Annotated in this window: 20 protein-coding genes, 1 tRNA gene, 1 pseudogene and 1 riboswitch; of the genes and pseudogenes, 13 read left to right on the plus strand and 9 right to left on the minus strand. The window is 64.7% G+C overall.

The features are described 5' to 3' along the window. Positions 1 to 20: 20 nt before the first annotated feature. The 4 genes from GOACH_RS22690 (at position 21) to GOACH_RS22705 (ending at position 1,727) form a co-directional block, all read left to right on the plus strand. Positions 21 to 93: transfer RNA gene (locus GOACH_RS22690), tRNA-Asn, on the plus strand. Between the two features lie 476 nt (positions 94 to 569). Continuing rightward, positions 570 to 770 (plus strand): hypothetical protein, encoded by a 201-nt coding sequence (locus GOACH_RS22695; RefSeq protein WP_005180600.1) that lies wholly within the window; start codon positions 570 to 572, stop codon positions 768 to 770. Positions 771 to 868: 98 nt separating this feature from the next. Continuing rightward, a riboswitch (guanidine-III (ykkC-III) riboswitch) is annotated at positions 869 to 932 on the plus strand. Positions 933 to 947: 15 nt separating this feature from the next. After that, on the plus strand, positions 948 to 1,262 hold the full coding sequence (locus tag GOACH_RS22700) for a DMT family transporter (RefSeq protein ID WP_005180604.1): 315 nt from the start codon (positions 948 to 950) through the stop codon (positions 1,260 to 1,262). 39 nt (positions 1,263 to 1,301) lie between these two features. Then, complete coding sequence (locus GOACH_RS22705) at positions 1,302 to 1,727, plus strand: pyridoxamine 5'-phosphate oxidase family protein (RefSeq protein WP_005180606.1); 426 nt, start codon at positions 1,302 to 1,304, stop codon at positions 1,725 to 1,727. Here GOACH_RS22705 and GOACH_RS22710 read toward each other — a convergent pair. Together GOACH_RS22710 and GOACH_RS22715 are read right to left on the minus strand one after the other, a co-directional pair. Beyond that, entirely contained in the window at positions 1,707 to 2,453 is a 747-nt protein-coding gene (locus GOACH_RS22710; protein WP_083859133.1) for a GntR family transcriptional regulator, read from the minus strand. The two genes, GOACH_RS22705 and GOACH_RS22710, sit on opposite strands and share 21 nt — an antisense overlap. Continuing rightward, entirely contained in the window at positions 2,410 to 3,597 is a 1,188-nt protein-coding gene (locus GOACH_RS22715; RefSeq protein WP_052004109.1) for an acyl-CoA dehydrogenase family protein, read from the minus strand. Before GOACH_RS22715 ends, GOACH_RS22710 begins: the two co-directional genes overlap by 44 nt. A gap of 58 nt (positions 3,598 to 3,655) precedes the next feature. Here GOACH_RS22715 and GOACH_RS22720 point away from each other — a divergent pair, with 58 nt between their 5' ends. Further along, entirely contained in the window at positions 3,656 to 4,429 is a 774-nt protein-coding gene (locus tag GOACH_RS22720) for an Rv1363c family protein (RefSeq protein ID WP_005180614.1), read from the plus strand. 32 nt (positions 4,430 to 4,461) lie between these two features. Here the strand turns inward: GOACH_RS22720 and GOACH_RS22725 are convergent, their stop codons facing one another. Further along, a complete protein-coding gene (locus GOACH_RS22725; RefSeq protein ID WP_005180616.1) occupies positions 4,462 to 5,646 on the minus strand; it encodes a TetR/AcrR family transcriptional regulator in 1,185 nt (394 codons plus the stop codon). A 189-nt stretch (positions 5,647 to 5,835) separates the two neighbouring features. Between GOACH_RS22725 and GOACH_RS22730 the strand changes: the two genes are divergently transcribed. From GOACH_RS22730 to GOACH_RS22750, 5 genes are all read left to right on the plus strand, one after another. Beyond that, positions 5,836 to 6,669, plus strand: coding sequence for an enoyl-CoA hydratase-related protein (locus GOACH_RS22730; RefSeq protein ID WP_157227945.1), 834 nt, complete (start codon positions 5,836 to 5,838; stop codon positions 6,667 to 6,669). Positions 6,670 to 6,695: 26 nt separating this feature from the next. Then, entirely contained in the window at positions 6,696 to 8,297 is a 1,602-nt protein-coding gene (fadD5, locus tag GOACH_RS22735; RefSeq protein WP_005180619.1) for a fatty-acid--CoA ligase FadD5, read from the plus strand. A gap of 121 nt (positions 8,298 to 8,418) precedes the next feature. Then, a complete protein-coding gene (locus tag GOACH_RS22740) occupies positions 8,419 to 9,549 on the plus strand; it encodes an NDMA-dependent alcohol dehydrogenase (protein WP_005180621.1) in 1,131 nt (376 codons plus the stop codon). Positions 9,550 to 9,577: 28 nt separating this feature from the next. Beyond that, positions 9,578 to 10,393 (plus strand): serine hydrolase domain-containing protein, encoded by an 816-nt coding sequence (locus tag GOACH_RS22745; protein ID WP_005180622.1) that lies wholly within the window; start codon positions 9,578 to 9,580, stop codon positions 10,391 to 10,393. A gap of 176 nt (positions 10,394 to 10,569) precedes the next feature. Then, positions 10,570 to 11,088 carry a DUF3145 domain-containing protein gene (locus GOACH_RS22750; protein WP_005180625.1) on the plus strand — a complete coding sequence of 173 codons (519 nt, stop codon included), beginning with the start codon at positions 10,570 to 10,572 and terminating at the stop codon, positions 11,086 to 11,088. Between the two features lie 125 nt (positions 11,089 to 11,213). Here GOACH_RS22750 and GOACH_RS22755 read toward each other — a convergent pair whose 3' ends face one another. The 6 genes from GOACH_RS22755 to aceE all read right to left on the minus strand — a co-directional run bounded on the left by GOACH_RS22755 (position 11,214) and on the right by aceE (position 19,804). Further along, positions 11,214 to 12,665: an acyl-CoA carboxylase subunit beta gene (locus GOACH_RS22755; RefSeq protein ID WP_005180627.1), complete on the minus strand. Its 1,452-nt coding sequence runs from the start codon at positions 12,663 to 12,665 to the stop codon at positions 11,214 to 11,216. 106 nt (positions 12,666 to 12,771) lie between these two features. Beyond that, positions 12,772 to 14,043, minus strand: coding sequence for a KasA/KasB family beta-ketoacyl-ACP synthase (locus tag GOACH_RS22760; protein WP_005180629.1), 1,272 nt, complete (start codon positions 14,041 to 14,043; stop codon positions 12,772 to 12,774). Beyond that, complete coding sequence (gene acpM, locus GOACH_RS22765) at positions 14,040 to 14,351, minus strand: meromycolate extension acyl carrier protein AcpM (protein ID WP_005180631.1); 312 nt, start codon at positions 14,349 to 14,351, stop codon at positions 14,040 to 14,042. Before acpM ends, GOACH_RS22760 begins: the two co-directional genes overlap by 4 nt. A 123-nt stretch (positions 14,352 to 14,474) precedes the next feature. After that, a complete protein-coding gene (locus GOACH_RS22770; protein ID WP_005180633.1) occupies positions 14,475 to 15,374 on the minus strand; it encodes an ACP S-malonyltransferase in 900 nt (299 codons plus the stop codon). 195 nt (positions 15,375 to 15,569) lie between these two features. Beyond that, positions 15,570 to 16,820 carry a PucR family transcriptional regulator gene (locus GOACH_RS22775; protein ID WP_174320867.1) on the minus strand — a complete coding sequence of 417 codons (1,251 nt, stop codon included), beginning with the start codon at positions 16,818 to 16,820 and terminating at the stop codon, positions 15,570 to 15,572. An 89-nt stretch (positions 16,821 to 16,909) separates the two neighbouring features. Beyond that, positions 16,910 to 19,804: a pyruvate dehydrogenase (acetyl-transferring), homodimeric type gene (gene aceE / locus GOACH_RS22780; protein WP_005180638.1), complete on the minus strand. Its 2,895-nt coding sequence runs from the start codon at positions 19,802 to 19,804 to the stop codon at positions 16,910 to 16,912. 190 nt (positions 19,805 to 19,994) lie between these two features. On the opposite strand from aceE, the gene GOACH_RS22785 reads away from it, so the two are divergent. The 3 genes and pseudogenes from GOACH_RS22785 (at position 19,995) to GOACH_RS22795 (ending at position 21,795) form a co-directional block, all read left to right on the plus strand. Continuing rightward, positions 19,995 to 20,606 carry an Rv2240c family protein gene (locus GOACH_RS22785; RefSeq protein ID WP_245551999.1) on the plus strand — a complete coding sequence of 204 codons (612 nt, stop codon included), beginning with the start codon at positions 19,995 to 19,997 and terminating at the stop codon, positions 20,604 to 20,606. Positions 20,607 to 20,786: 180 nt separating this feature from the next. Further along, the gene (locus GOACH_RS22790) at positions 20,787 to 21,248 is read left to right on the plus strand and encodes a DUF3052 domain-containing protein (protein WP_005180642.1); all 462 of its coding nucleotides are present in this window, start codon (positions 20,787 to 20,789) and stop codon (positions 21,246 to 21,248) included. Positions 21,249 to 21,295: 47 nt separating this feature from the next. Beyond that, positions 21,296 to 21,795, plus strand: a pseudogene (locus tag GOACH_RS22795) (redoxin domain-containing protein). The last annotated feature ends 8 nt before the right edge of the window (positions 21,796 to 21,803 follow it).

Below are 21,803 nucleotides of genomic sequence, written 5' to 3' on the forward strand. Positions count from 1 at the left end.
CAGCGTCCGGATCGGAGCAATCCCCCATAGCTCAATTGGCAGAGCATTCGACTGTTAATCGAACGGTTACTGGTTCGAGTCCAGTTGGGGGAGCAGAGTTAGAGCAGGTCAGGCGCCCCTCGGGGCGCCTTTCTTGTCTGCGGTCACGGTCCACCCACCCATACCTGGCCGCCGCACATGATTGCTTTCCCGCTCGGGCCCTGAGCAACGCTGTCGACGGCTGGATTGCAGGCGCCGCAGGGCCTACCCCAGCATGTGTACTTCGGGCCGTACCCGTCAGCGGAGTTTGGATCGTAGGTAGGTCGCACGGGCTTCCACTGGCCGTTCTCACAGGTTGTGTAATTGCCTCCGTCGTCGTTCACCGCGGCAGGCGGGCGGTGTCGACTCCGTGCCTACGCAACCGGTCAGCCCGAGAAGCGCCCGCCGAAGAATCTAACGAACCATCTGTGACATATCTGCGGATTCTCGGGATTTCTCGACGAAAGGCCCTATCTGCACGGTTACGCGAATCCTAACGTCGATGTCGGAGGCTCCTCACCGCACCGATAACACGCCAGGAGGTCGACACCATGTCGTCGCATTCACCGCTCTTCTATGTGCTCCCCGGACTGGCCATCGCCATGGGTCTCATCTTTGCCGCGGCGGGGATAGGCGACATCGCCAACTATGGCGGCGGCGTCGCAGCGTGGCTCTACACGATCTTCGGTCTGGCCGTTGTAATCGTCGGCGCCGGCGTGATCGGTGTGAGTCGCGGTAGCTCTTCGGAGTAGCGCTGCCGGACCACACGGAACCGGAACCGGAAACGCTTCGCGGCGCGGCCCGCACGTGAATCGCCACGAATAGCCTCAGTACAAGATTTGCTACAATAAAGGTGTCAATGCTGACACCCGGACGAGGCGCGCCGTACCCGGCCAGCGACAAGACGGCGCTCGGAGGTTCAGCGTCTCATGTCGTGGATTGTGTTGATCATTTCCGGTGTGCTCGAAGCAGTGTGGGCAACCGCTCTCGGAAAGTCGCAAGGTTTCAGCCAGGTGGTTCCGTCCGTCATTTTCGCGGTGGCATTGCTGGGTTCCATGTCAGGACTCGCATTCGCACTGCGTGACTTGCCGACCGGCACGGCATATGCGATCTGGGTGGGCATAGGGGCAGCACTGACGGTCACGTATGCGATGGTGACCGGCGCCGAGTCGGCGTCGTTGCTCAAGATCGGGTTGATCTTTCTCATCGTCGCATCGGTGGTCGGACTGAAGCTGGCCCACTGAGAGTCGTCGCCGGCCGCGCAACTCATTAGTGTCGATCTCATGGCGATGAACAGTGATCAACGGCAAGCATTTCTTGCGCAGCCCCACATCGGTGCGCTTTCGATCGAGGCCGGTGCCGATCGGGCGCCGCTTGTGGTGCCGATCTGGTATCAGTACAGCCCTGGCGGCGACCTCTGGTTTCTGACCGGTGCGGAGTCGCGCAAGATCGCGCTGCTACGCGCTGCCGGACGCTGCACGGTCATGGCCGAAGTGGTCTCGCCGACGATCGCCTACGCCGCGGTGTCGGGGCCGGTGATCGACTATGTCGACGGCACAATGGACGATCTCGTCGAGATGGCGACACGATATCTGCCCGCAGAGAAAGTGGCGGGCTACGTCGAGTTCGCTACGTCCGATCACGGCGCGCAGACGAAAGTCGTTGTGCGACCCAAACAGTGGGTCGCGTCAGACCTGGGTTCGGTCTGAGTCGGTAGCGCTCCAGATCCCGCTCTGCTCAAGATGGCGCGTTAAACGCGCTGCGCCGTCGGTGAATTGGCGACGCGTCTGAGTGACTGCCTCGTCGAGGTCGCCGCGCCGGTAGGCGTCGACCAACCGCTCGTGACTGTCGACCGCGGTGTGGCCCCATTCGAGGTCTGTCGCGTAGAGCCGTGCAGGTGTGTACCGCGTGGCGGCGAGCAGAAACCACGCCAGTTTGGTGCCGCCTGCGATGACGTTGTGCGCGCGGTGGAACTCGAATTCGGCCTCCATGACACCCTGCTCGTCACCCGACTCCACGGCGGCACGGAGGCGTCGGGTCCACCACTGCAACTCGTCGAGATCGGCGGGCGTGACCGCACCTGCGGTGCGACGCGCAAGCCGGACCGCGATCTCACCCTGCAACCAGAACAGATCGTCGACGTCGACTCGATCGAGTGGACCCACGCGGTATCCACGGTGCGGCTCGAGATCGACCATGCCCTCGCCGCGCAAGGTCAACAGCGCCTCGCGGACCGGTGTGACACTCACCCCCAACTCCTCGGCGACGTCGTCGAGTCTGATGAAGTCTCCGGGGCGTAGATCGGCGGTCATGATGCGGTGGCGTAGGTGTGCGGCCACTTCTTCGGACAGTTGAGGGCGCCGCGGGATCCGACGCGGCGCCCTCGAGCCGTCAGAGCCCGAAGGTCTTGCCGATGATGTCGCGCTGGATCTCATTCGTGCCACCGTAGACCGTCGAGATGATCGCGCCGCGCATCAAGCGCTCTGCGTCGAATTCCGTTGCGTAGCCGTAGCCGCCCATCATCTGCATGGCGTCGATGGTCATGCGTTTCGACGTCTCGGTGGCCTTGAGCTTCGCCATCGACGCCTCGCGGGGGAGGAGCTTGGTTGGATTGTCGTCGGCGAGTTGGGCCACGGAGTAGACGAGTTGCTTGGTGCACTCGATCTCCGTGGCGAGATCGGCCATGCGATGCCGGAGTGTCTGGAACGAGCCGATCGGCCGCCCGAACTGCTTGCGCTCGGTGATGAACGCCAGTGTGTCGGCGAATGAACGTTCTGCGACCCCGAGTTGCATGGCGGCCAGGATCAACCGCTCGGTGTTGAGTCCGGCCATCAACTGATTCCAGCCGTTGCCCACGTCGCCGACGACCGCTGAGTCGGGCACTCGACAGTCGGTGAAGTACAGGTCGTTGACCTCGCGGCCACCGAGCGTGTCGATGCCCTTGATCTCCAACCCCGGTGTGTCGGCAGGAATGTGGAACTGTGTGATGCCCTCGTGCTTCTTGCCGGTGTTCGACGTGCGGGCGATCAATAGGATCGAGCGTGCGAAATGTGCATTGGAGCACCATGTCTTCTGCCCGTTGATGATCCACCCGCCGTCGACCTTCTCTGCGCGGCAGGTGAGGTTCGCGACGTCGGAGCCAGCTTCGGGCTCCGACATCGAAATCGACAGTGCATCACCATTGACGACGCCGGTCAGGACTTCTTTCTTCAGTTGATCGTCGGCGAATCGGTTGTAGGCCAGTGCCGTGATGAAGGTGGGGCCGATGCCGCCGATGGGTGCCATGCCGCGCATCGCTTCCTCGAGCAGGATGCACATCTCGACGTTGCCTGCCCCCGATCCGCCGTACGCCTCGGGCAGCATGATGCCTGCCCAGCCCAGGTCGGCCATCTTCTGGTAGAGCTCGCGTGAGTGCAGCTCCGTCCCGTCCTTGGTGTAGCGATTGCGCTGCTCGCGCGTGCCGACCTCGCGCTGGCAGAAGTCAGCGACCGATGCCGCGAATGCCTGCTGTTCTTGCGTGAACTTCACTGCTGTCCTCTCGATTGCGGAGCTGGGTGCGATGACCCCTCCACAGATCATATATGTGATATGACGACCCGTGGTCTGGGCCACAACTTCGATGGCTACATTGGTTGCCATGCCCAAATCGCGTGTCCCCTCCGACAACGGTGTGCGGGGCGAGTCGGCGCGCTCTGCAGACCAGGTGGTCGATCTCGCGGCGGAGGATCAACAGCCGGGTTCACCCGCGGCGACCGACGTCACGCCACTCGACGGCGAGGAGTTCCTGGCGGCCAATCGTGACAGGCGCGCAAAACTGCGTGCAGAGTCGGCCGACCGCGTGCCCCGCAAGCTCGACGCCGCGGCGAACGAGTCCGGCGGTACCCGACGAATCCGGCGATTTGTCGGTGGGCGGGCGTTGGTCGGGACTCTGACGCTGCTGGTTGTTGTTCTCGCGATCTCGACCGGGGTGCTGGCCTACCTGTACGTGCAGGCCGACGGCCGCGCCTCGGACGACGGGCCATCGGACGCCGACCGTGCCACGGTGCTCGACACGGCGCGCCGCTATGCCGTCGAGCTGACCACCTACGACCCGTCGGATTACGCCGACCTCGATCGCCGGATCACCGAGATCTCCACACCTGAGTTCGGTAAGACCTACATCGCCTCATCACAGGACGCGCGCAAGGGCAATGCGAACGTCAAGGGTGTGTCCACGGCGAAGGCGCAGCGCGCCGGGGTGGAATCCATGACCGCCGACCGTGCGGTGGTTCTCGTGGCGTTGGACCAGACGGTGAAGTCGTCGGAGATCGCGGCGCAGGTACCCGACGGTATTCCGTATCAATCGCGTGTGGAGATCACCCTCACCAAGCGAAACGGGGAGTGGCTGCTCGACGACCTCGCCACCGTATGAGCAGTGGGTCGGTGGCAACCCGTTGGCTCGCGTCAATCCCGCTGCGGGTCGATGAGAATGGCGCGGCACAGGGAGATGATCTGCTCGGCGGACGGTGATCGCGGCAGCCTGAGCAGATCCGAGGTGACGCCGAGCGCTGCATGGACGAGAAAGCGTGCCTCCGCACGGGTGATCGCTTCGCCGCGGTCGCGGGTCACCCACGCAGCCCACTCGTCGACGTTCGCGCGTTGTTGTCGACGTAGCGCGCTGCGTTCGGCGGGCGCGAGGTGGCCGATCTCGCTGAGGTACAACGACTGAAGAGCATTGTCGCGCACGAAGAGTCGTACGTATCTGTCGACGAGTTCCTCGAGCGCGGCGCGACTGGTTGTCGACGCGGCGAGGGCGTCCGAGTTTGCCGCACTGACGCGGTCCGACGCGCGCCAGAAGGCAGCCGACAGAATGGCCGCCTTGCCGTCGAAGTGCCGGTAGACCCCCGATGCGGGAATCCCGGCTGCAGCTGCGATCTCGTCGATGGTGACCTCTCCGAAGCCCTTGGCGGCGAACAGCGAGATCGATTCGGCAAGCACGAGTTCACGTTTGGACGCAGGTGTGAGACCCGAGGGCACGCTGCTGCCCGGTGGGCCGTCAGCGGTCGTCGGGGGAACGTCGGCCAGCGAGAGCGCGGTTGCCACGAGCAGTCGACGGATGTCGCGGTCGGGCAGCGTGGTGCGGTGGGTTGTCGGACTCGCGACGACGCTGATCATCGCGGCCGCAACGAGATCTGCGTGCGGTCGGGAGAACTCGGGCCGCAGATCGAGAAGCGGCGCACGAATCCTTCGGTGCTGATCCACCAGAACCGATCTCACCCTCGTTGCATCGTCGCCGTGGAGGAAGCGCTGATCCCAGCGATACAGCCCCCCGGTTCTGCGGTGGTCGATGGCGGACTGTGCGAGAGCCGTCAGTGCCGACTCGAGGTCGTCGTCGGCTGCATCGAGGGCCTCGGTCAGTGCGTCGGCCAGGAGGGCTGTGGTTTCGGCGAAGAGCGCGTACTTCGTGGGGAAGTGGCGGTAGAGCGCAGGAGCGGAGATTCCGACGATCCGGGCGATCTCCTCTAACCGGACAGCGTGATAGCCGCGATCACTGAACTCGGCCGCCGCGGTCCGCAGGATCAGTGCCCGACGGTCGGCGGGTCGTCGACGTGGTGGCGCGACGTCGTCAGTCGAGGGCTGACTGCTCATCGGCCCAGAGTAGAGCGATCGTGTCTTCGCTGTGGAACGAATCGAGAAATCGTCTATAACCACAGCTAGTGGCGGTATGACGGACACATAAGTTAATCGCAACTCTTGTGGTGTAGATCTCACATGGATGTATGGTTGCGGCATGGATCACTCTGCAGGCGAGTTCTGCGCCGACGATGGGACGTTTCGGTGACTGAGACCTCAGCGAGTTCAGTGCCGTCGTCTGGTGGCGCGCCGAGCTCGGGAATAGTCACCGAGGTCGATGATCGCGGGATCGCCCGCGCGACCATTCATCGTCCGGAGCGGATGAACGCACTCAACGGCACGGCTGCTGCTGCGCTTGTCGCCTTTCTGACCACACGCTGTGCGGAGGACGACGTTCGAGCGGTGATCATCGACGGTGCGGGTGGGAACTTCAGTACCGGCGCCGACATCCGCGACCTCGCGGCGGACTCGGCGAGGAATGGTGGGATCGACGAGAGCAGCGCCGCGTCGGTGATAGGGGGCGGGTCGACGTTGGCCCGCGCGGTGCGCTCGGTCGCGGTGCCGGTGGTTGCCTCGGTCGACGGTGCGGCCGTCGGCATCGGGGCCTCGTTGGCGTTCGCCTCCGACCTCATCATCGCCACCAGGCGGTCGTACTTTCTTCTGGCGTTCACCAACATCGGCCTCATGCCCGACGGGGGTGCCACTCAGACGGTGGCCACCGCCATCGGCCGCGCACGCGCCAACCGACTTGTCCTGCTCGGTGAAAAGCTGTACGCCCCTGAGGCGTTCGACGCCGGGTTGATCAGTGGGCTTGTCGAGGACAGGGCCGCTCTCGACACGGAGATCGGCGGTGTGGCCACGCGCTTCGCGCAGAGTTCGAGTCAGGCGTTGCGACTGGCGAAGGCCGCGCTCGACGCCAACACCCTCGCGGGGTTCGAGGCAACTCTCACGCGCGAGACCGACGGCCAGACCCGATTGCTGCAATCACACGAATTCCAGGCGGCCATCGCCGCGTTCAGCACCACACGCCGTCACTGACGTCGAGAAAACCGAGGAGAGTTTCCATGACCGTGACCGTCGACTCCGGGCAAGATCTCAATACCGAGCCACTGCGTTCTCGCCGCAACCACTGGAACAACCAGATTCGACGACACGCGATGATGCAGCCCGATGCTCCGGCACTGAAGTTCCTCGGTGCCACGACGACGTGGAAGCAGCTCGACGAGCGCACTCATGCGTTCGCCGCGGCGCTGAGTCGTCGGGGAGTGGGCTTCGGCGACAGGGTGCTGATGGTTCTGCTCAACCGAGCCGAGTACGTCGAAGCGATCCTGGGCGCCAACATCATCGGCGCGATTCCGGTGCCGGTCAACGTGAGGATGAGTCCAGCCGAGATCGCCTTCCTCGTGACCGACAGCGGTGCCCGCACGATCGTGACGGAGACGATGTTGGCTCCGTTGGCCGACGCGGTCGTCGCGGCGACCGGCGACGTCGACCGGGTGATCGTCGTCGGCGGTTCGGACAATGATGCGCATCTCGATTACGCCGACCTCATCGCAGAGGACGCGTCGGACCTGCCGGAGATCGACATCCCGGAAGAGACCGTGGCCCTGATCATGTACACGTCGGGGACGACGGGGAAACCCAAGGGTGCCATGTTGACTCACACGAATATGCAGTCACAGGCGCTCACCTGTCTGCAGGCGCTGCACACCCGACGTGACGACATCGGCGCAGGCGTCGCACCGATGTTCCACATCGCGGGGATCGGTGCCATGGCACCGCTGTTCTACATGGGCGCGACCTCGGTGATCCATCCCCTCGGGGCGTTCGACCCCGACGACATGCTCGACATGTGTGAGCGTGAGGGCATCACGTCGATCTTCCTCGTGCCCGCGCAGTGGCAGGCGGTCTGCGCCGCGCAGCAGGCGAAACCGCGGGACGTGAAGTTCCGTGTGATCAGTTGGGGGGCCGCACCCGCGTCGGACACCGTGCTCAACGCGATGAACGAGACCTTTCCGAATGCACTGAACGTCGCCGTGTTCGGGCAGACCGAGATGTCGCCGATCACGTGTGTGCTCGACGGGGCTGACGCCCTACGCAAACTCGGGTCGATCGGCAAGGTGGTGCCGGCGGTCACCGCGCGCGTCGTCGATCCGATGATGAACGACGTGCCCGACGGTGAGATCGGGGAGATCGTGTACCGCGGGTCGAACATGATGCTGGGGTACTGGCAGAACCCGCAGGGCACCGAGGACGCCTTCCGCGGGGGCTGGTTCCACTCCGGTGATCTCGTTCGACGCGACGAGGAGGGCTTCCTCTACGTGGTCGACCGAGCCAAGGACATGATCATCTCCGGTGGAGAGAACGTCTACTGCGCCGAGGTCGAGAACGTTCTCTACGGCCACCCCAGGATCGCCGAGGCCGCGGTGATCGGCAGAGCGGACCCGAAGTGGGGCGAGGTCCCCGTCGCGGTGGTGGTGACCGTCGACGGAGGCGATCTGACTCTCGACGAACTCGGGGCGTATCTCGACGAGAACCTGGCGAGGTTCAAGCAGCCCAAGGACATCGTTCTCGTCGACGAATTGCCCCGAAACGCAGGTGGCAAGGTCGTCAAACCGCGCCTGCGCGAGACCTACGGAAGCAAGGACGCGGGTCTGGCGAAGTGAACGTCGCCAAAAAGTAGAACACGTTCCATTTTCGACGAAAAGTGACTATCGTCTCAAGAGGGACGCTCGGGCCGCCTCATCACGGAGGCGTGGGCGTGACGACGACAAGCGGAGGGCATGAATGAAGACCAAGGGTGCGTTGCTACGGGAACTCAACCAGCCGTGGGAGATCGAAGAGATCGAGATCGGTGATCCCAAGGCGCACGAGATCAAGATCCGGATGGAAGCAGCCGGGATGTGTCACTCCGATCATCACCTCATGACCGGCGGCATCCCGATGGCGGGCTTCCCGATCCTCGGCGGCCACGAGGGTGCGGGTGTCATCGAGGAACTCGGTGAGGGTGTTACCGACTTCGAGGTCGGCGACCACGTCGTCCTTTCCTTCATCCCGTCGTGCGGTAAGTGTCCGTCGTGCAGGTCGGGTCTGGCGAACCTGTGCGACTTAGGCGCGATGCTTCTGCAGGGTGAAGCCGTGTCCGACAACACCTTCCGTATCCACACCGCGAAGGGCGAGAACGTCTATCCGATGACGCTGCTCGGCACGTTCGCGCCCTACATGGTGGTGCACGAGGCGTCGGTGGTGAAGATCGACAAGGACATCCCGTTCGAGGTGGCGGCGCTGGTGGGCTGCGGCATACCCACCGGCTACGGATCGGCCACCCGCAGCGGTGACGTGCGCCCCGGCGAGGACGTGGCAATCGTCGGTGTCGGCGGTGTCGGAACCGCGGCGCTGCAGGGTGCGGTGATCGCGGGGGCGCGCAACATCTTCGCGATCGACCCGGTCGAGTGGAAGCGCGAACAGGCGCTGAAGTTCGGCGCGACCGCTGCTTACGCGTCGATCGAGGAAGCCGCGGGCGCGATCGCCGAAACCACCCACGGTGCCATGTGTCAGAAGGTCATCGTGACCGTCGGCGAGGTGCACGGCAAGGACGTCGACAGCTGGATGGGCATCACCGCGAAAGCGGGTACGTGTGTGCTGACGGGCATGGGGAACATGCTCGAGACCGACGTGACGCTGAACCTGTCGATGCTCACACTGCTGCAGAAGAACCTGCAGGGCACCATCTTTGGTGGCGCGAACCCCAAACTCGATATTCCGCAACTGCTTTCGATGTACAAGATCGGCAAGCTCAACATCGACGACATGATCACCCGGCAGTACCGGCTCGACCAGATCAACCAGGGTTACCAGGACATGCTCGACGGTAAGAACATTCGCGGCGTCATCCGCTACACCGACGAGGATCACTGATCGTCGTCGACCGGTAACGTGGGTTGTCGTGAGTGTTCTCGACGCCCTCGGTACCTGGCCGGTCGACAATGTCGCCGCCGCGATCGTCACCGGTGAGGAGGTCGTCGCATACGGAGACACCACGCGCATCTACGAACTCGCCTCGGTCACCAAACTCCTGGTGGCCGAGGCGGTTCTCGTTGCCGTTGAGGAGGGGGCCGTCGAACTCGACGACGCCGCGGGCCCTCCCGGCGCGACCATCGCCCACCTCCTCGCACATGCTTCGGGGCTCGCCTTTGACGCTCGCGAGGTCGAGGCAGGAGTAGGTGAGAAGCGCATCTACTCCAGTGCGGGTTTCGAAGTACTCGCCGAGACCGTCGAGTCGGCGACCGACATCGCATTCGCCGACTATCTCGCCGAGGCGGTGTGTGTACCACTCGGACTGTCGTCGACGACGCTTGACGGACCCGCGGGGCACGGCGCACGGTCGAGCGTCGACGATCTCGCCGCCGTCGCCGCAGAGCTGTTGCAGCCGCATCTGCTGTCGGCGGAACTCGCCGAGAGTGCGCACTCGGTGTGGTTCCCGGGGATCGACGGTTTCGTGCCCGGCTACGGAAAGCACAAGCCGAACGACTGGGGACTCGGGTTCGAGATCCGTTCGCACAAGTCACCGCACTGGACCGGGACCCGCAACTCGCCGTCGACCTTTGGTCACTTCGGCCAATCGGGAACCTATCTGTGGGTGGATCCCGAGTTGGGCGCCGCATGCGTCGTGCTCACCGACCGGCCGTTCGGTGCGTGGGCCAAGCCGCTGTGGGCCGAGTTCAACGACACGATCGTCGATACCCTCGTCGCCGACGACTGACGGTCTCTGTCGACGCACCCCGGGGCGACTCTGTGAATCAGTAATTCACATCAATCATCTCCGGAAACTAGCGCAACACGTACAACATCAGGCACAATAAACAACACGAGTGTGATATCCGCTGTCGCGAGGTGTGTTGGGGAAGACGTTCCTCGTCGACAACGGAGGTGAACAAGGTGCGCAATCTGAACCAGTTTGCGGACATGACGACCGGAGTGGTGTACATCCACTCAGCGCAGGCTGCGCTGTGCCCACATGTGGAGTGGGCTCTGTCGTCGACCCTGAATGCGCGGGCCAACCTGAAGTGGTCCGCGCAAGACGCCGACCCCGGCATGCAGCGGGCCACCGTTGACTGGATGGGGCCGGTGGGTACTGCTGCTCGTTTGGCGAATGCGCTGCGCGAGTGGTCGTCGCTGCGCTTCGAGGTGACCGAAAATCCCAGTGAGGGCGTCGACGGGGAGCGGTTCAGTTATGTTCCGGGCCTCGGCCTGTGGCGCGGTTCGACGAGCGCCAACGGCGACGTGATCATCGGCGAGATGCAGTTGCGCTCGCTCATCGAGGCCCAGCCGGACAGTGCGGGCCTCGCGGGCGAACTCGAAGCCGCGCTTGGCACCGCGTGGGACGACGCGCTCGAGGCGTATCGCATGGGCGGTGCCGGCGCTGAGGTGACCTGGCTGACGCAACGCGTCGGTTGAACCACATCGGAGTTGGTGACCTACCTCCGATCACCGACCCGACACGCTGATTCGGCCCCGGCAGAGTACTGCCGGGGCCGAATCGTGTTGTGCAGAACGCGCGGCGACGCAGTCGCCGCCTCCACTCACAGCGGAATGTTTTTATGCCGTCCGCGCCGTGCCGGCGCCGATGCCAGTGCTTCGGCGATGATGCTGCGGGTTTTGGCGGGATCGATCACCTCGTCGACAACGCCTATCGCCTGTGCTCGGTCGAGTCCGCCTGCAATCTGTTCGTGTTCGACGGCGAGGCGCTCGTGCAGTGCGTCGCGTTCGTGGTCGGGTGCAGCGGCGAGCGCTTTCTTGTGCAGGATGCCGACTGCTGCCTTGGCTCCCATGACGGCGACCTCGGAGCCGGGCCACGCGAAGACGGCCGTGGCGCCGAGTGCCCGTGAGTTCATGGCGATGTAGGCGCCGCCGTAGATCTTGCGGGTCACCAGCGTGACGCGCGGGACCGTGCATTCCGCGAAGGCGTGTAGCAGTTTCGCGCCGCGTCGGACAACGCCGTTCCATTCCTGACCGACACCAGGTAGGTAGCCGGGAACATCGGTGATGACGATCAGCGGGATGCCGAACGCGTCGCAGAGGCGCACGAACCGCGCGGCCTTCTCGGCACTTTCGGAGTTCAGGCAGCCGCCCATGCGCAGCGGGTTGTTGGCGACGACCCCGACGCTGCGCCCGGAGAGCCTGCCGAAGCCGACGACGATGTTAGGAGCCCACTTTGCTTGCAGCTCTTCAAAACTCGAAATCTCGGTGCGGCCGTCGGCGGCCAGTTGGGTGTCGAGGAGCTTGGAGACGATGGGGTGTACGTCGTAAGCGCGGCGTGGCGATTCGGGCAGCAGTGCCTGTAGGTCGGAGTCGCCTGCCTCGGCCTGCTCGCGGTTGAAGTGACCCTGTGCGCTGAATGTCGAGACGAGTCGTCGTGCGCGCCAGTACGCATCGGGTTCGGAGTCGGCGGTGATGTGACTGACCCCGGACTTCTTGCCGTGGGTGTGCGGGCCACCGAGCGACTCCATGTCGACCGATTCTCCGGTGACACTGCGGACGACGTCGGGGCCGGTCACGAAGACCCGTCCGGCCGGGGCCATGATCACGACGTCTGTCAGTGCCGGTCCATACGCCGCGCCGCCTGCAGCGAACCCGACGACGACGGAGATCTGCGGGATGTATCCGGACGCCCTCACCATCGCCTCGAACACCCCACCGACGGCGTGCAGTGCTTCGACACCCTCGGCGAGGCGCGCACCGCCCGAGTGCCAGATGCCGACGACCGGCGCCTGCTCTGAGATCGCGGTATCGATGGCGTTGACGATGTGGGCGCATCCGACGATGCCCATCGCGCCACCCATGACGGTGCCGTCGGTGCAGTAGGCGACGGTGCGGACGCCGTGGACGAGACCGACCGCGGCCTGGACGCCCGAGTGATCTCGTGGGTGGAGGAGATCGAGGGTGCCCTCGTCGAAGAAGTTGGTCAGACGCAGCATCGGATCGCGAGGGTCCACTGCATCCTCGTGGCCGGTGATGGGGGCCAGTGTGGTCATCGCTGTCTCCTACTGCTGCGGTGCGATGGTGCTCGACCGCGACGTCGACGATCCGGTGTCGTCACGGACATCGGAATCGTCGACGTCGCGGTTGTCGAGATGTGACTCAGTAGCGCCCGATGGCCAGCGCCACGTTATGTCCACCGAATCCAAATGAGTTGTTCAGGGCGTAGTCGATCTGCCCATACCGTGCCTCGCCATGCACGACGTCGATGTCGCCGCACTCGGGGTCGAGGTTCTCCAGATTCAGCGTCGGCGGGATCACGCCTTCTTCGACGCTCTTGATCGTCAGCACCGACTCGAGCGCACCAACCGCACCGATCGAGTGACCGAGTGCGGACTTGGGTGCGTAGATCGCAGCGTGGTTGCCGACCGCCGCCGCGATGCCCGCTGCCTCGGCGGTGTCGCCGATGGGGGTCGAGGTGGCGTGAGCGTTGATGTGCGTGATGTCCGAGGGCTGCAGGCCAGCGGTCTGGATCGCCCGGGTCATGGCTCGAGCGTTGCCCTGACCGCTTGGGTCGGGTGCGACCAGATGGAAGCCATCAGACGTGATACCCGAGCCCAGGATGCGTGCGTGGATGTGCGCCCCGCGTGCCCTGGCGTGGTCTTCACGCTCGACGATCAGCATTGCAGCGGCTTCACCGAAGACGAAGCCGTCACGATCCTTGTCGAACGGGCGCGAGGCGGCCGCGGGGTCGTCGTTGCGGGTGCTCATCGCACGCATCATCGAGAAAGCCGCGATCGGGATCGCGTCGATGTGGCCTTCGACGCCGCCCGTGACCACCATGTCGGCATCGCCGAGCACGATGTGCCGCCACGCGTGGGCGATCGCCTCGGCTCCTGACGAACACGCCGAGACCGGTGTGATGACGCCGGCGCGGGCGCCGATGTTCAGACCGACGACTGCGGCGGGTCCGTTCGGCATCGCCATCGAGACGGCAAGCGGGGAGACCTTGCGGTAGTTGCCCGACTGCTCGATCGCCTTGACGGCGTCGACCATCGCGTCGCCGCCACCCTGGCCGGTGCCGATGACGACGGCCAGACGGTCGGGATCGACTTCGGGTTCTCCTGCCTGTGCCCAGAGCCGCTTGCTCATCACGTGAGCGATCCGCTCGACATAGGCCATGCGGCGAGCCTCGACCCGGGTCACCTCTTCTGCGGGGTCCTTGACCATCCGGCCACCGACGCGGCAGGGGAGTTCGCCGTACTTCGTGACGAAATCGTCCGTGAGCTGGCGAATGCCCGTCTCACCTGCGAGGAGGCCCTTCCAGGTCGAATCGAGGTCCTCACCGAGGGAGGTCGACGCAACCATCGACGTGACCACCACGCTGGGGAAGTTGCCCCCCAGCGTGGAGTAATCGCGGAGCGATGTGGTCACGAGCCGGCTTTCTGGTCGGCCTCGACCTGGGCCTGGATCGCTGCGGCAGCCTCGGGATTCTCGGACTCGAGCTTCTGGATGTAGGAAACGGCGTCACCGACGGTGCGCAGTCCGGCGAGGTCCTCGTCGGGGATCTTCACGCCGTACTTGTCCTCGGTCTGCACGGCGATTTCCACCATCGACAGCGAGTCGATGTCGAGGTCGTCGACGAACGACTTCTCCATGGTCACCTCGGACGGCTCGATGCCGGTGACCTCTTCGATGATCTCGGCGATACCGGCGATGAGTTGTTCCTGGGTGGCAGCCACTGTGTGGTTCCCTTCGTTGTGCTTGTGAATATGAATGACTCCGGAACACCGCGGGGGTTGGCCCCGTGGGTGTTTGGACCACCGGCGAAGCCGGTCTTCCGGGGGTCGCGGCGAGCGCGACCGCTATCCAAGCTTCTCGATGTCCGCGGGCACCTTGAGTGCCACCGAACCGACTCCCTTGAGTTCGCGTTTGGCGATGCCGACCAGTGTTCCGGCCGGGGTCAGTTCGACGATGCTGTCGGTGCCGTGCTCGCGCATGTATGCCGAGCAGAGATCCCAGCGGACGGGGGACGTGACTTGCTCGACGAGCTTGGCCAGGGCTTCGGCGCCCGTGGTCACCGGCTGTCCGTCGGAGTTCGACAGGAGGGTACGTGTGGGATCGGCGGGAGTGATCGACGCCGCGGCCTGTGCGACGGCGTCGCGAGCCGGCGCCATGAAGCGCGTGTGGAAGGCGCCCGCGACAGCCAGTTTGCGGGTGCGTGCCTTCTCGGGCGGGTTGGCGATCAACTCGTCGATCGCTGCGACGTCGCCCGCGGCGACGATCTGACCGACGGCGTTGCGGTTCGCGGGAACAAGGTCGAGCTCATCGAGGCGAGCCAGAACCTCGCTCTCGTCGCCGCCGAGGACCGCGGCCATCGTGGTCGGTTGCAGCGAGCACGCCTTCGCCATCTGTGCGCCGCGGACGGCGGCCAACGTGACCGCCTCGTCGAAGGTGATCACACCGGTGATGGCTGCTGCGGTGAGCTCGCCGACCGAGTGACCCGCGACGACCGCGTCGTCGGGCAACTCGTGGTTCTTGGCGTACTCGCCGAAGGCCAGCAGTGCACTCGCGACGACGAGCGGCTGGGTGACTGCGGTGTCGGTGATCTCATCGGCGGTGGCGGTCGTCCCGAGTCGTTCGAGGTCGAGTCCCGCGAGTTTGGACCAGATGGCCAGCTGGTCACGCGCGCCGGGAAGCTCTAGCCACGGAGCGAGCATGCCGGGTGTCTGTGAGCCCTGTCCGGGCGCTAGCAAGGAAAGCACGTGACCAGAGAACACCCTTCAGCGTGGATTTGTGGGTGTTGAGGTCGATGAACCTTCACGAAGGTTTTTGTGGGGTTCCTACAATGGTGACCTGAGTGGCTATCCCATCGTCACCACTCTGAGATTCGTTACACAAACGTGCTCAAAGCCTGTCTGCCTGCGTAAACGGTACGACGGTCCTGTTAACAATGTTTCTCATGTTGCTCGTGACGACGATTCGTTCTTGAAGTGTGTCAAACGTCCTACTGTCCCCGCTATTCGTAGGACATAGCCATCTCGAGAGTGTGTTGGGTCACGTCCGGTCAATTCAGCGATCTTCTTGAGGCGATAGCGAACAGTATTTGGATGAATGAACAGTTCGCGCGCGCACGCCTCGACCGAGCCGCCGGTGTCGAGATAGGTCTCGAGGGTCGCCGCGAGAGTCGGCCCGCCCTTGGCGAGCGGCCGGACGAGGGTATCGATGAGCGTGGCGATGGCCGACTGGTCTCCGTTGAGCGCGCGCTCGGGTAGCAATTCGACGCTGTGCACCGGTCGTGGGGCGTTCGGCCATCCGTCGACGGCAGCCATGGCGGCCATCGCCTCGTTGGCGCTGGCATGAGCGGCGGTGAGGTTGGGCATCGTCGGCCCGATGACCACCGGGCCGTCGGCGAAATGCTCGAGGAGGGCAACTCCGAAATCGTCACCGGTGAGCATCGGGCCGCTGACGATTGCCACCAGCATCGAGCCCTGAACCACCGAGAGAGCTGCACGATCGTGCTGCTTTGCGGTGTTGTGGATGGCCAGGGGGACGGAGACGTTCTGCTCGGGCGGCAGGGCGCCGATGATGACGGTGGCCGGCGCATCCGAGTCCCAGTTCAGCGCCGCCGCGCGCGACATCAGCTGAGGGCCGCTGTCGCCGCGGACGACGGCGTCGACAACGAGTGCCTCGAGGCGCGAATCCCAGGCGCCGCGGGATTCGGCCGCAGATGCATAGATCGACGCCGCAGCGAACCCGATCTCACGCCCGTAGCGCAGTACCGATTCGGTCAGGGCGCGCAATTGTGAGTCGTTGCGTGCGAGCAGTGGTAGCCATTTTTCGAAGAACTCCATGGCGACGCGAACCATCTCAACGGTCTGGAGCAGCGAGATGCGTCGAGCGAGATCCTGCGGCACGACCTGGAACGCCTGCATGGTGAAATTGACGTTGCCCTCAGGATCCTGAATCCACTCGACGAAGTTCACGACCGCGGTCTGCACGACCAACTGCACACTCGCGCGCTGTGCCGCATCGAGGTCGGAGAAGTAGGGCAATTGGTCGGCCATCGAGTGCACGGCCTCGGTGGCCAGTCGCCCGCTGTACTGCTTGACCCGGCGCAGCAGCGTGTCCGGGAGCGCATCGTGAACGGTTGCCGGTGCGGGCACATGCGCGCCCCGCGCGCCGAAGACGTCGACGGGCGGGGGCGTCATGTTGGGCTCGGACACATCCTCAATGTAGTCGTGCCCTCGAGGTGGTCGGGTCTCGACGGCGGGCCGATCGCCCGGCGTCGAGACCGCACTCAGGCGCTGCCGGTGTCGGCGTAAGACACCTCGGCCGCGTGGACGTCGGTGATCCGGTACTTCTCGGCGGCCTGCGCTGCCGTGGTGAACGGGATGTTGCCGTCGCGAGCAAGTCCCACCAGTGTCGCGACCACGATCGACTCCGCGTCGACATTGAACACCCGCCGCGCAGCCGGTCGCGTGTCGGAGAACCCGAATCCGTCGGTGCCCAGAGTCAGATAGGTTCCGGGCACGTAGGCGCGGATCTGCTCCTGGACGCCACGCATGTAGTCGCTCACCGCGATCGACGGCCCGACGCTGTCGGCGAGCACTTCGGTCACGTACGGCTGCGGGTGCGTCACTCCGGGTTCACGTACCGCAGCGCGATCGAACGCGATGCCGTCGCGCGCCAATTCGCCCCACGAGGTGACTGAGTAGACATTTGCGCCGACGTTCCACTCGTCGGCCAGAATCGACGCGGCCTTCAAGGCGTCGGGCATCGTCACGCCCGAGACGAGGATGTTGGCGTAGAGCTCCTTGTTCGACGGAGCCTGCTGGTAGAGATACATCCCCTTGAGGACGCCTGCGACGTCGAGGTTCTCCGGCTGGGCGGGCTGGTTGATCGGCTCGTTGTAGACGGTGAGGTAGTAATAGATGTTCTCTGGCTTGTCGCCGTACATGCGGCGCAATCCGTCGTCGACGATGTGCGCGAGCTCGTAGGCGAAGGCCGGATCGTAAGAGACCACACCGGGATTGGTGGCCGCGAGCAGCGGCGAATGGCCGTCGGCGTGCTGCAGGCCCTCACCGGTGAGCGTGGTCCGGCCGGCCGTTGCGCCGATGATGAAGCCCCGGGCCATCTGGTCGGCGGCGGCCCAGAAGCTGTCGCCTGTGCGCTGGAAACCGAACATCGAATAGAAGATGTAGAGCGGGATCATCGGTTCGTCGTGGGTGGCGTAGGACGTGCCGACCGCGGTGAACGATCCGGCCGAACCGGCTTCGTTGATCCCCTCGTGCAGGATCTGTCCCTCTGCGCTCTCCTTGTACGCCAGCATCAGCTCGGCGTCGACCGAGGTGTACAGCTGGCCGTTGCGGTTGTAGATCTTGAGGGTCGGGAACCACGAGTCCATGCCGAACGTGCGTGCCTCGTCGGGGATGATCGGCACGATGCGCTTGCCGACCTCTTTGTCGCGCAACAGTTCCTTGAAGACGCGCACCAGCGCCATAGTCGTTGCGACCTGCTGCTTGCCCGACCCCTTGGCCGTCGCCTTGATGGCTCCGCTCAGATCGGCCTTGAGCGACTTCGATGTGGTGCGGCGCGTCGGTAGGAAGCCACCGAGTTGTGTGCGGCGATCGAGCATGTACTGGATCTCCGGTGCGTCCATCCCCGGGTGGTAGTAGGGCGGGAGGTAGGGGTCCTTCTCGAGTTCGGCATCGCTGACCGGGATGTGGATGGAATCGCGGAACGATTTGAGGTCGTCGAGGGTGAGTTTCTTCATCTGGTGCGTCGCGTTGCGCCCCTCGAAGTGCTTGCCCAGGGTGTAGCCCTTGATTGTGTGCGCGAGGATCACCGTCGGCTGCCCCTTGTGGGCGAGAGCGGCAGCGTAGGCCGCATGGATCTTTCGGTAGTCGTGGCCGCCTCGCCGCAACTTCCAGATCTCGGCATCGGACATGTTCTTGACGAGTTCCTTGGTGCGCGGGTCGCGGTTGAAGAAGTGCTCGCGGACGAAGGCCCCGTCGTTTGCCTTGTAGGTCTGGAAATCGCCGTCGGGAGTGGTGTTCATCAGATTGACCAGCGCGCCGTCGCGGTCGGCGTGCAGTAGGGCGTCCCACTCGCGACCCCAGATGACCTTGATGACGTTCCAGCCGGCGCCACGGAAGAACGACTCGAGTTCCTGGATGATCTTCCCGTTGCCGCGGACCGGGCCGTCGAGGCGCTGCAGGTTGCAGTTGATGACGAAGGTCAGGTTGTCGAGAGCCTCCGTCGCCGCGAAGCTGGCGAATCCGCGTGATTCGGTCTCGTCCATCTCGCCGTCGCCGAGGAACGCCCACACATGCTGATCGGAGGTGTCCTTGATGCCGCGGTCGTGGAGGTAGTGGTTGAAACGGGCCTGGTAGATCGCGTTCATCGGGCCGAGACCCATGGAGACCGTCGGGAACTGCCAGAACTCCGGCATCAGTCGCGGGTGCGGATAGGAGGGTAGACCGCCGCCCTCACCTGCGTGGCTGTGCTCCTGGCGGAATCCGTCCATACGGTCGGTGCTGATCCGGCCTTCGAGGAATGCACGTGCGTAGATGCCCGGCGACGCGTGACCCTGGATGAAGACCTGATCGCCTCCGCCGGAATGGTCGATGCCGCGGAAGAAGTGATTGAAGCCGACCTCGTAGAGAGCGGCAGACGACGCATAGGTCGAGATGTGACCGCCGACGCCGACGCCGGGGCGCTGCGCGCGGTGGACCATGATCGCGGCGTTCCACCTGATGAAGTTCCGGAATCGACGCTCGACCTCCTCGTCGCCCGGGAACCACGGTTCGCTCTCGGTGGGGATCGTGTTGACGTAGTCGGTCGAGGTCAGCGATGGGATGGCGACACGCTTCTCGCCGGCGCGCTCGAGGAGACGCAGCATCAGGTACCGGGCGCGTTGAGGCCCTTCGGATTCGACGAGTTTGTCGAAGGACTCCAGCCATTCGCCGGTCTCCTCCGGATCGATGTCCGGAAGATACGAGGCGACGCCTTCGCGGATGACCCGTACCCGGGGGTTGCGTTGGCTGCCTCCCTGACGCGACCCCGCCGGTTTGGTCGACGCGGTTCCGGTCGCGGTGCCGATACCGGTGGTGCCGGTGTCGGTGCTGGCTGCCTGTTCGGTCACGGTGATGCCCACTCCCTCGTTCGGCCGGGACACGGTGGTGCCCGGCATGACGACAATTCGGCGACGGGTCGCGTTGGTGTGCGGACTCGGTCGTCCACCTCACATCGTGCCCCATGTCACGCCCGTTGGCACCGGTGCGGGTGGTCTCGGCGGTAATCGTCGGCCGGGCTGGGGTAGCGTTTCGCGTGTTTGGTGCCGAATGGGCAACGGCCGTCGGGGAAGCAGCCGTGGGGGAGACATGACAAGACGAGCGATGCGACGCGCGGTAGGCGCGTGCCCCGCACTGCTCGCCGCAGCGACCGTGATGCTCGTGATGTCGGGCTGTTCGTCGGTCGAGGGCAGCGCGGGTCCGGCGCCAGGTGAGGCTGCCGCCTATCGCTCCGACGTGTCGACGGCCCGGCAGGCGAACTCGGCGAGGGCTGCGGCCGAACTCTGCGCGACGTCGACCACGTCGATGGTGGTCATGCTGCGTGGCTACAACGCATTCATCGCCCGACTCAACGACGTGCAGTCCTACGACAAGGTAGGCGATCTGGGCGACAAAGCGCGTGCTGCGCTCATCGCGGGCACCGACATGGTCCGGCCCAAACGCACCGCCGATGTGCCAGGTGACCTCGGTACCGTCGTCGGATCGTTCGTCGACAGCAGCAACGCGCTCGGTGACGTGATCGGCAGGCGTCAGACCGTGGAGCTCAACGTGGCGTCGAATCGGTGGACCGCGAGCCGCCGAGCGGTGCTCGACGCCTGCCGCGCCTATCTGCCACCTCCGCCGGCCACGTCGGTGACGCCTGGACCTCAGTCGGCGTCTGAGAGTCAGCCGAGCACCACGACGTCACCTCCGACCGGGTGATGACGATCGCGCATCGCTGCCGTCTGCCGTTCGTCTGGCTAGCGTTCTTCCCGCCGACAGTTTTCGTGTCGATGTTGGCGCGCGGAGCCTCCTCATGTTGGACTGAGGTCCTCTACGCTGTCTCTTAAGCTGAGAAGCGCAATGAGATCTGGAAACGTACCGGTAGGAGGTCGACACGCGGTGGTAGCCGCCACAGGGAGCAATGGCTCCGAGGGCAGCGGGGGCAATGGCTCCGAGGGCAGCAATGCCCAGAAACTCGGTTTCGCACCAGGAATGGTGGTGCAGGAACTCGGTTGGGACGAGGACACCGACGACGACCTGCGCGCCGACATAGAGGACGCGATCGACGCCGAGATGCTCGACGAGGACGCGATCGACGTGGTCGACGTCGTATGGCTGTGGTGGCGCGACGACGACGGTGATCTCGTTGATCGCCTCATGGATGCCATTTCGCCGCTTGCCGACGACGGCTACGTCTGGGTCGTCTCACCCAAGACCGGCAACCCCGGTTACGTCGATCCCAGCGAGATCGCCGAGGCCGCGCCGACGGCCGGGCTGACGCAAACCAACGTCGTGAGTTTGGGTGAATGGTCGGGTTCGCGTCTGGTGCAGCCGAAGGCGCGGCCCGGAAAGCGAGCATGAGCGACGACTCGACCCCCGAGGTCGCTTCGATTGCTCGTGCCACGGACATGTCGAACGCCGATGTCACGCCGTGCCCACAGCGGGTGCTGTCGGTCGGAGATGTCGCTCCCGATTTCGAGTTGCGCGACCAGAACAACCAGCGGGTCAGGTTGTCGCGGTTGCTCGATGACCGTCAGGTATTGATCGTGTTCTTCCCACTCGCTTTCACCGGAACGTGTCAGGGCGAGCTCGGTTTCATCCGCGACAACTATCAGCGGTTCGTCAATGACGAGGTTGCGGCCGTTACGGTGTCGGTCGGTCCGCCGCCCACGCACAAGGTGTGTCTTCGGCGCAGGGCTTTCTCTTCCCGATTCTCTCCGACTTCTGGCCGCACGGTGAGGTCGCACGCAACTACGGGGTATTCGATGATGGGCGCGGCTTCGCCCATCGCGGAACGTTTCTCGTCGGGCGGGACGGCAGGATCGGGTTCCGCGACGTCGTCGGACCCGGCGAGGCGCGAACCGAATCGCACTGGGAGATCGCACTCGGAGCGGCCGCCGCGCAGTAGATGTACAC

The sequence above is a fragment of the Gordonia aichiensis NBRC 108223 genome (assembly GCF_000332975.1).
GTDB lineage: Bacteria > Actinomycetota > Actinomycetes > Mycobacteriales > Mycobacteriaceae > Gordonia > Gordonia aichiensis.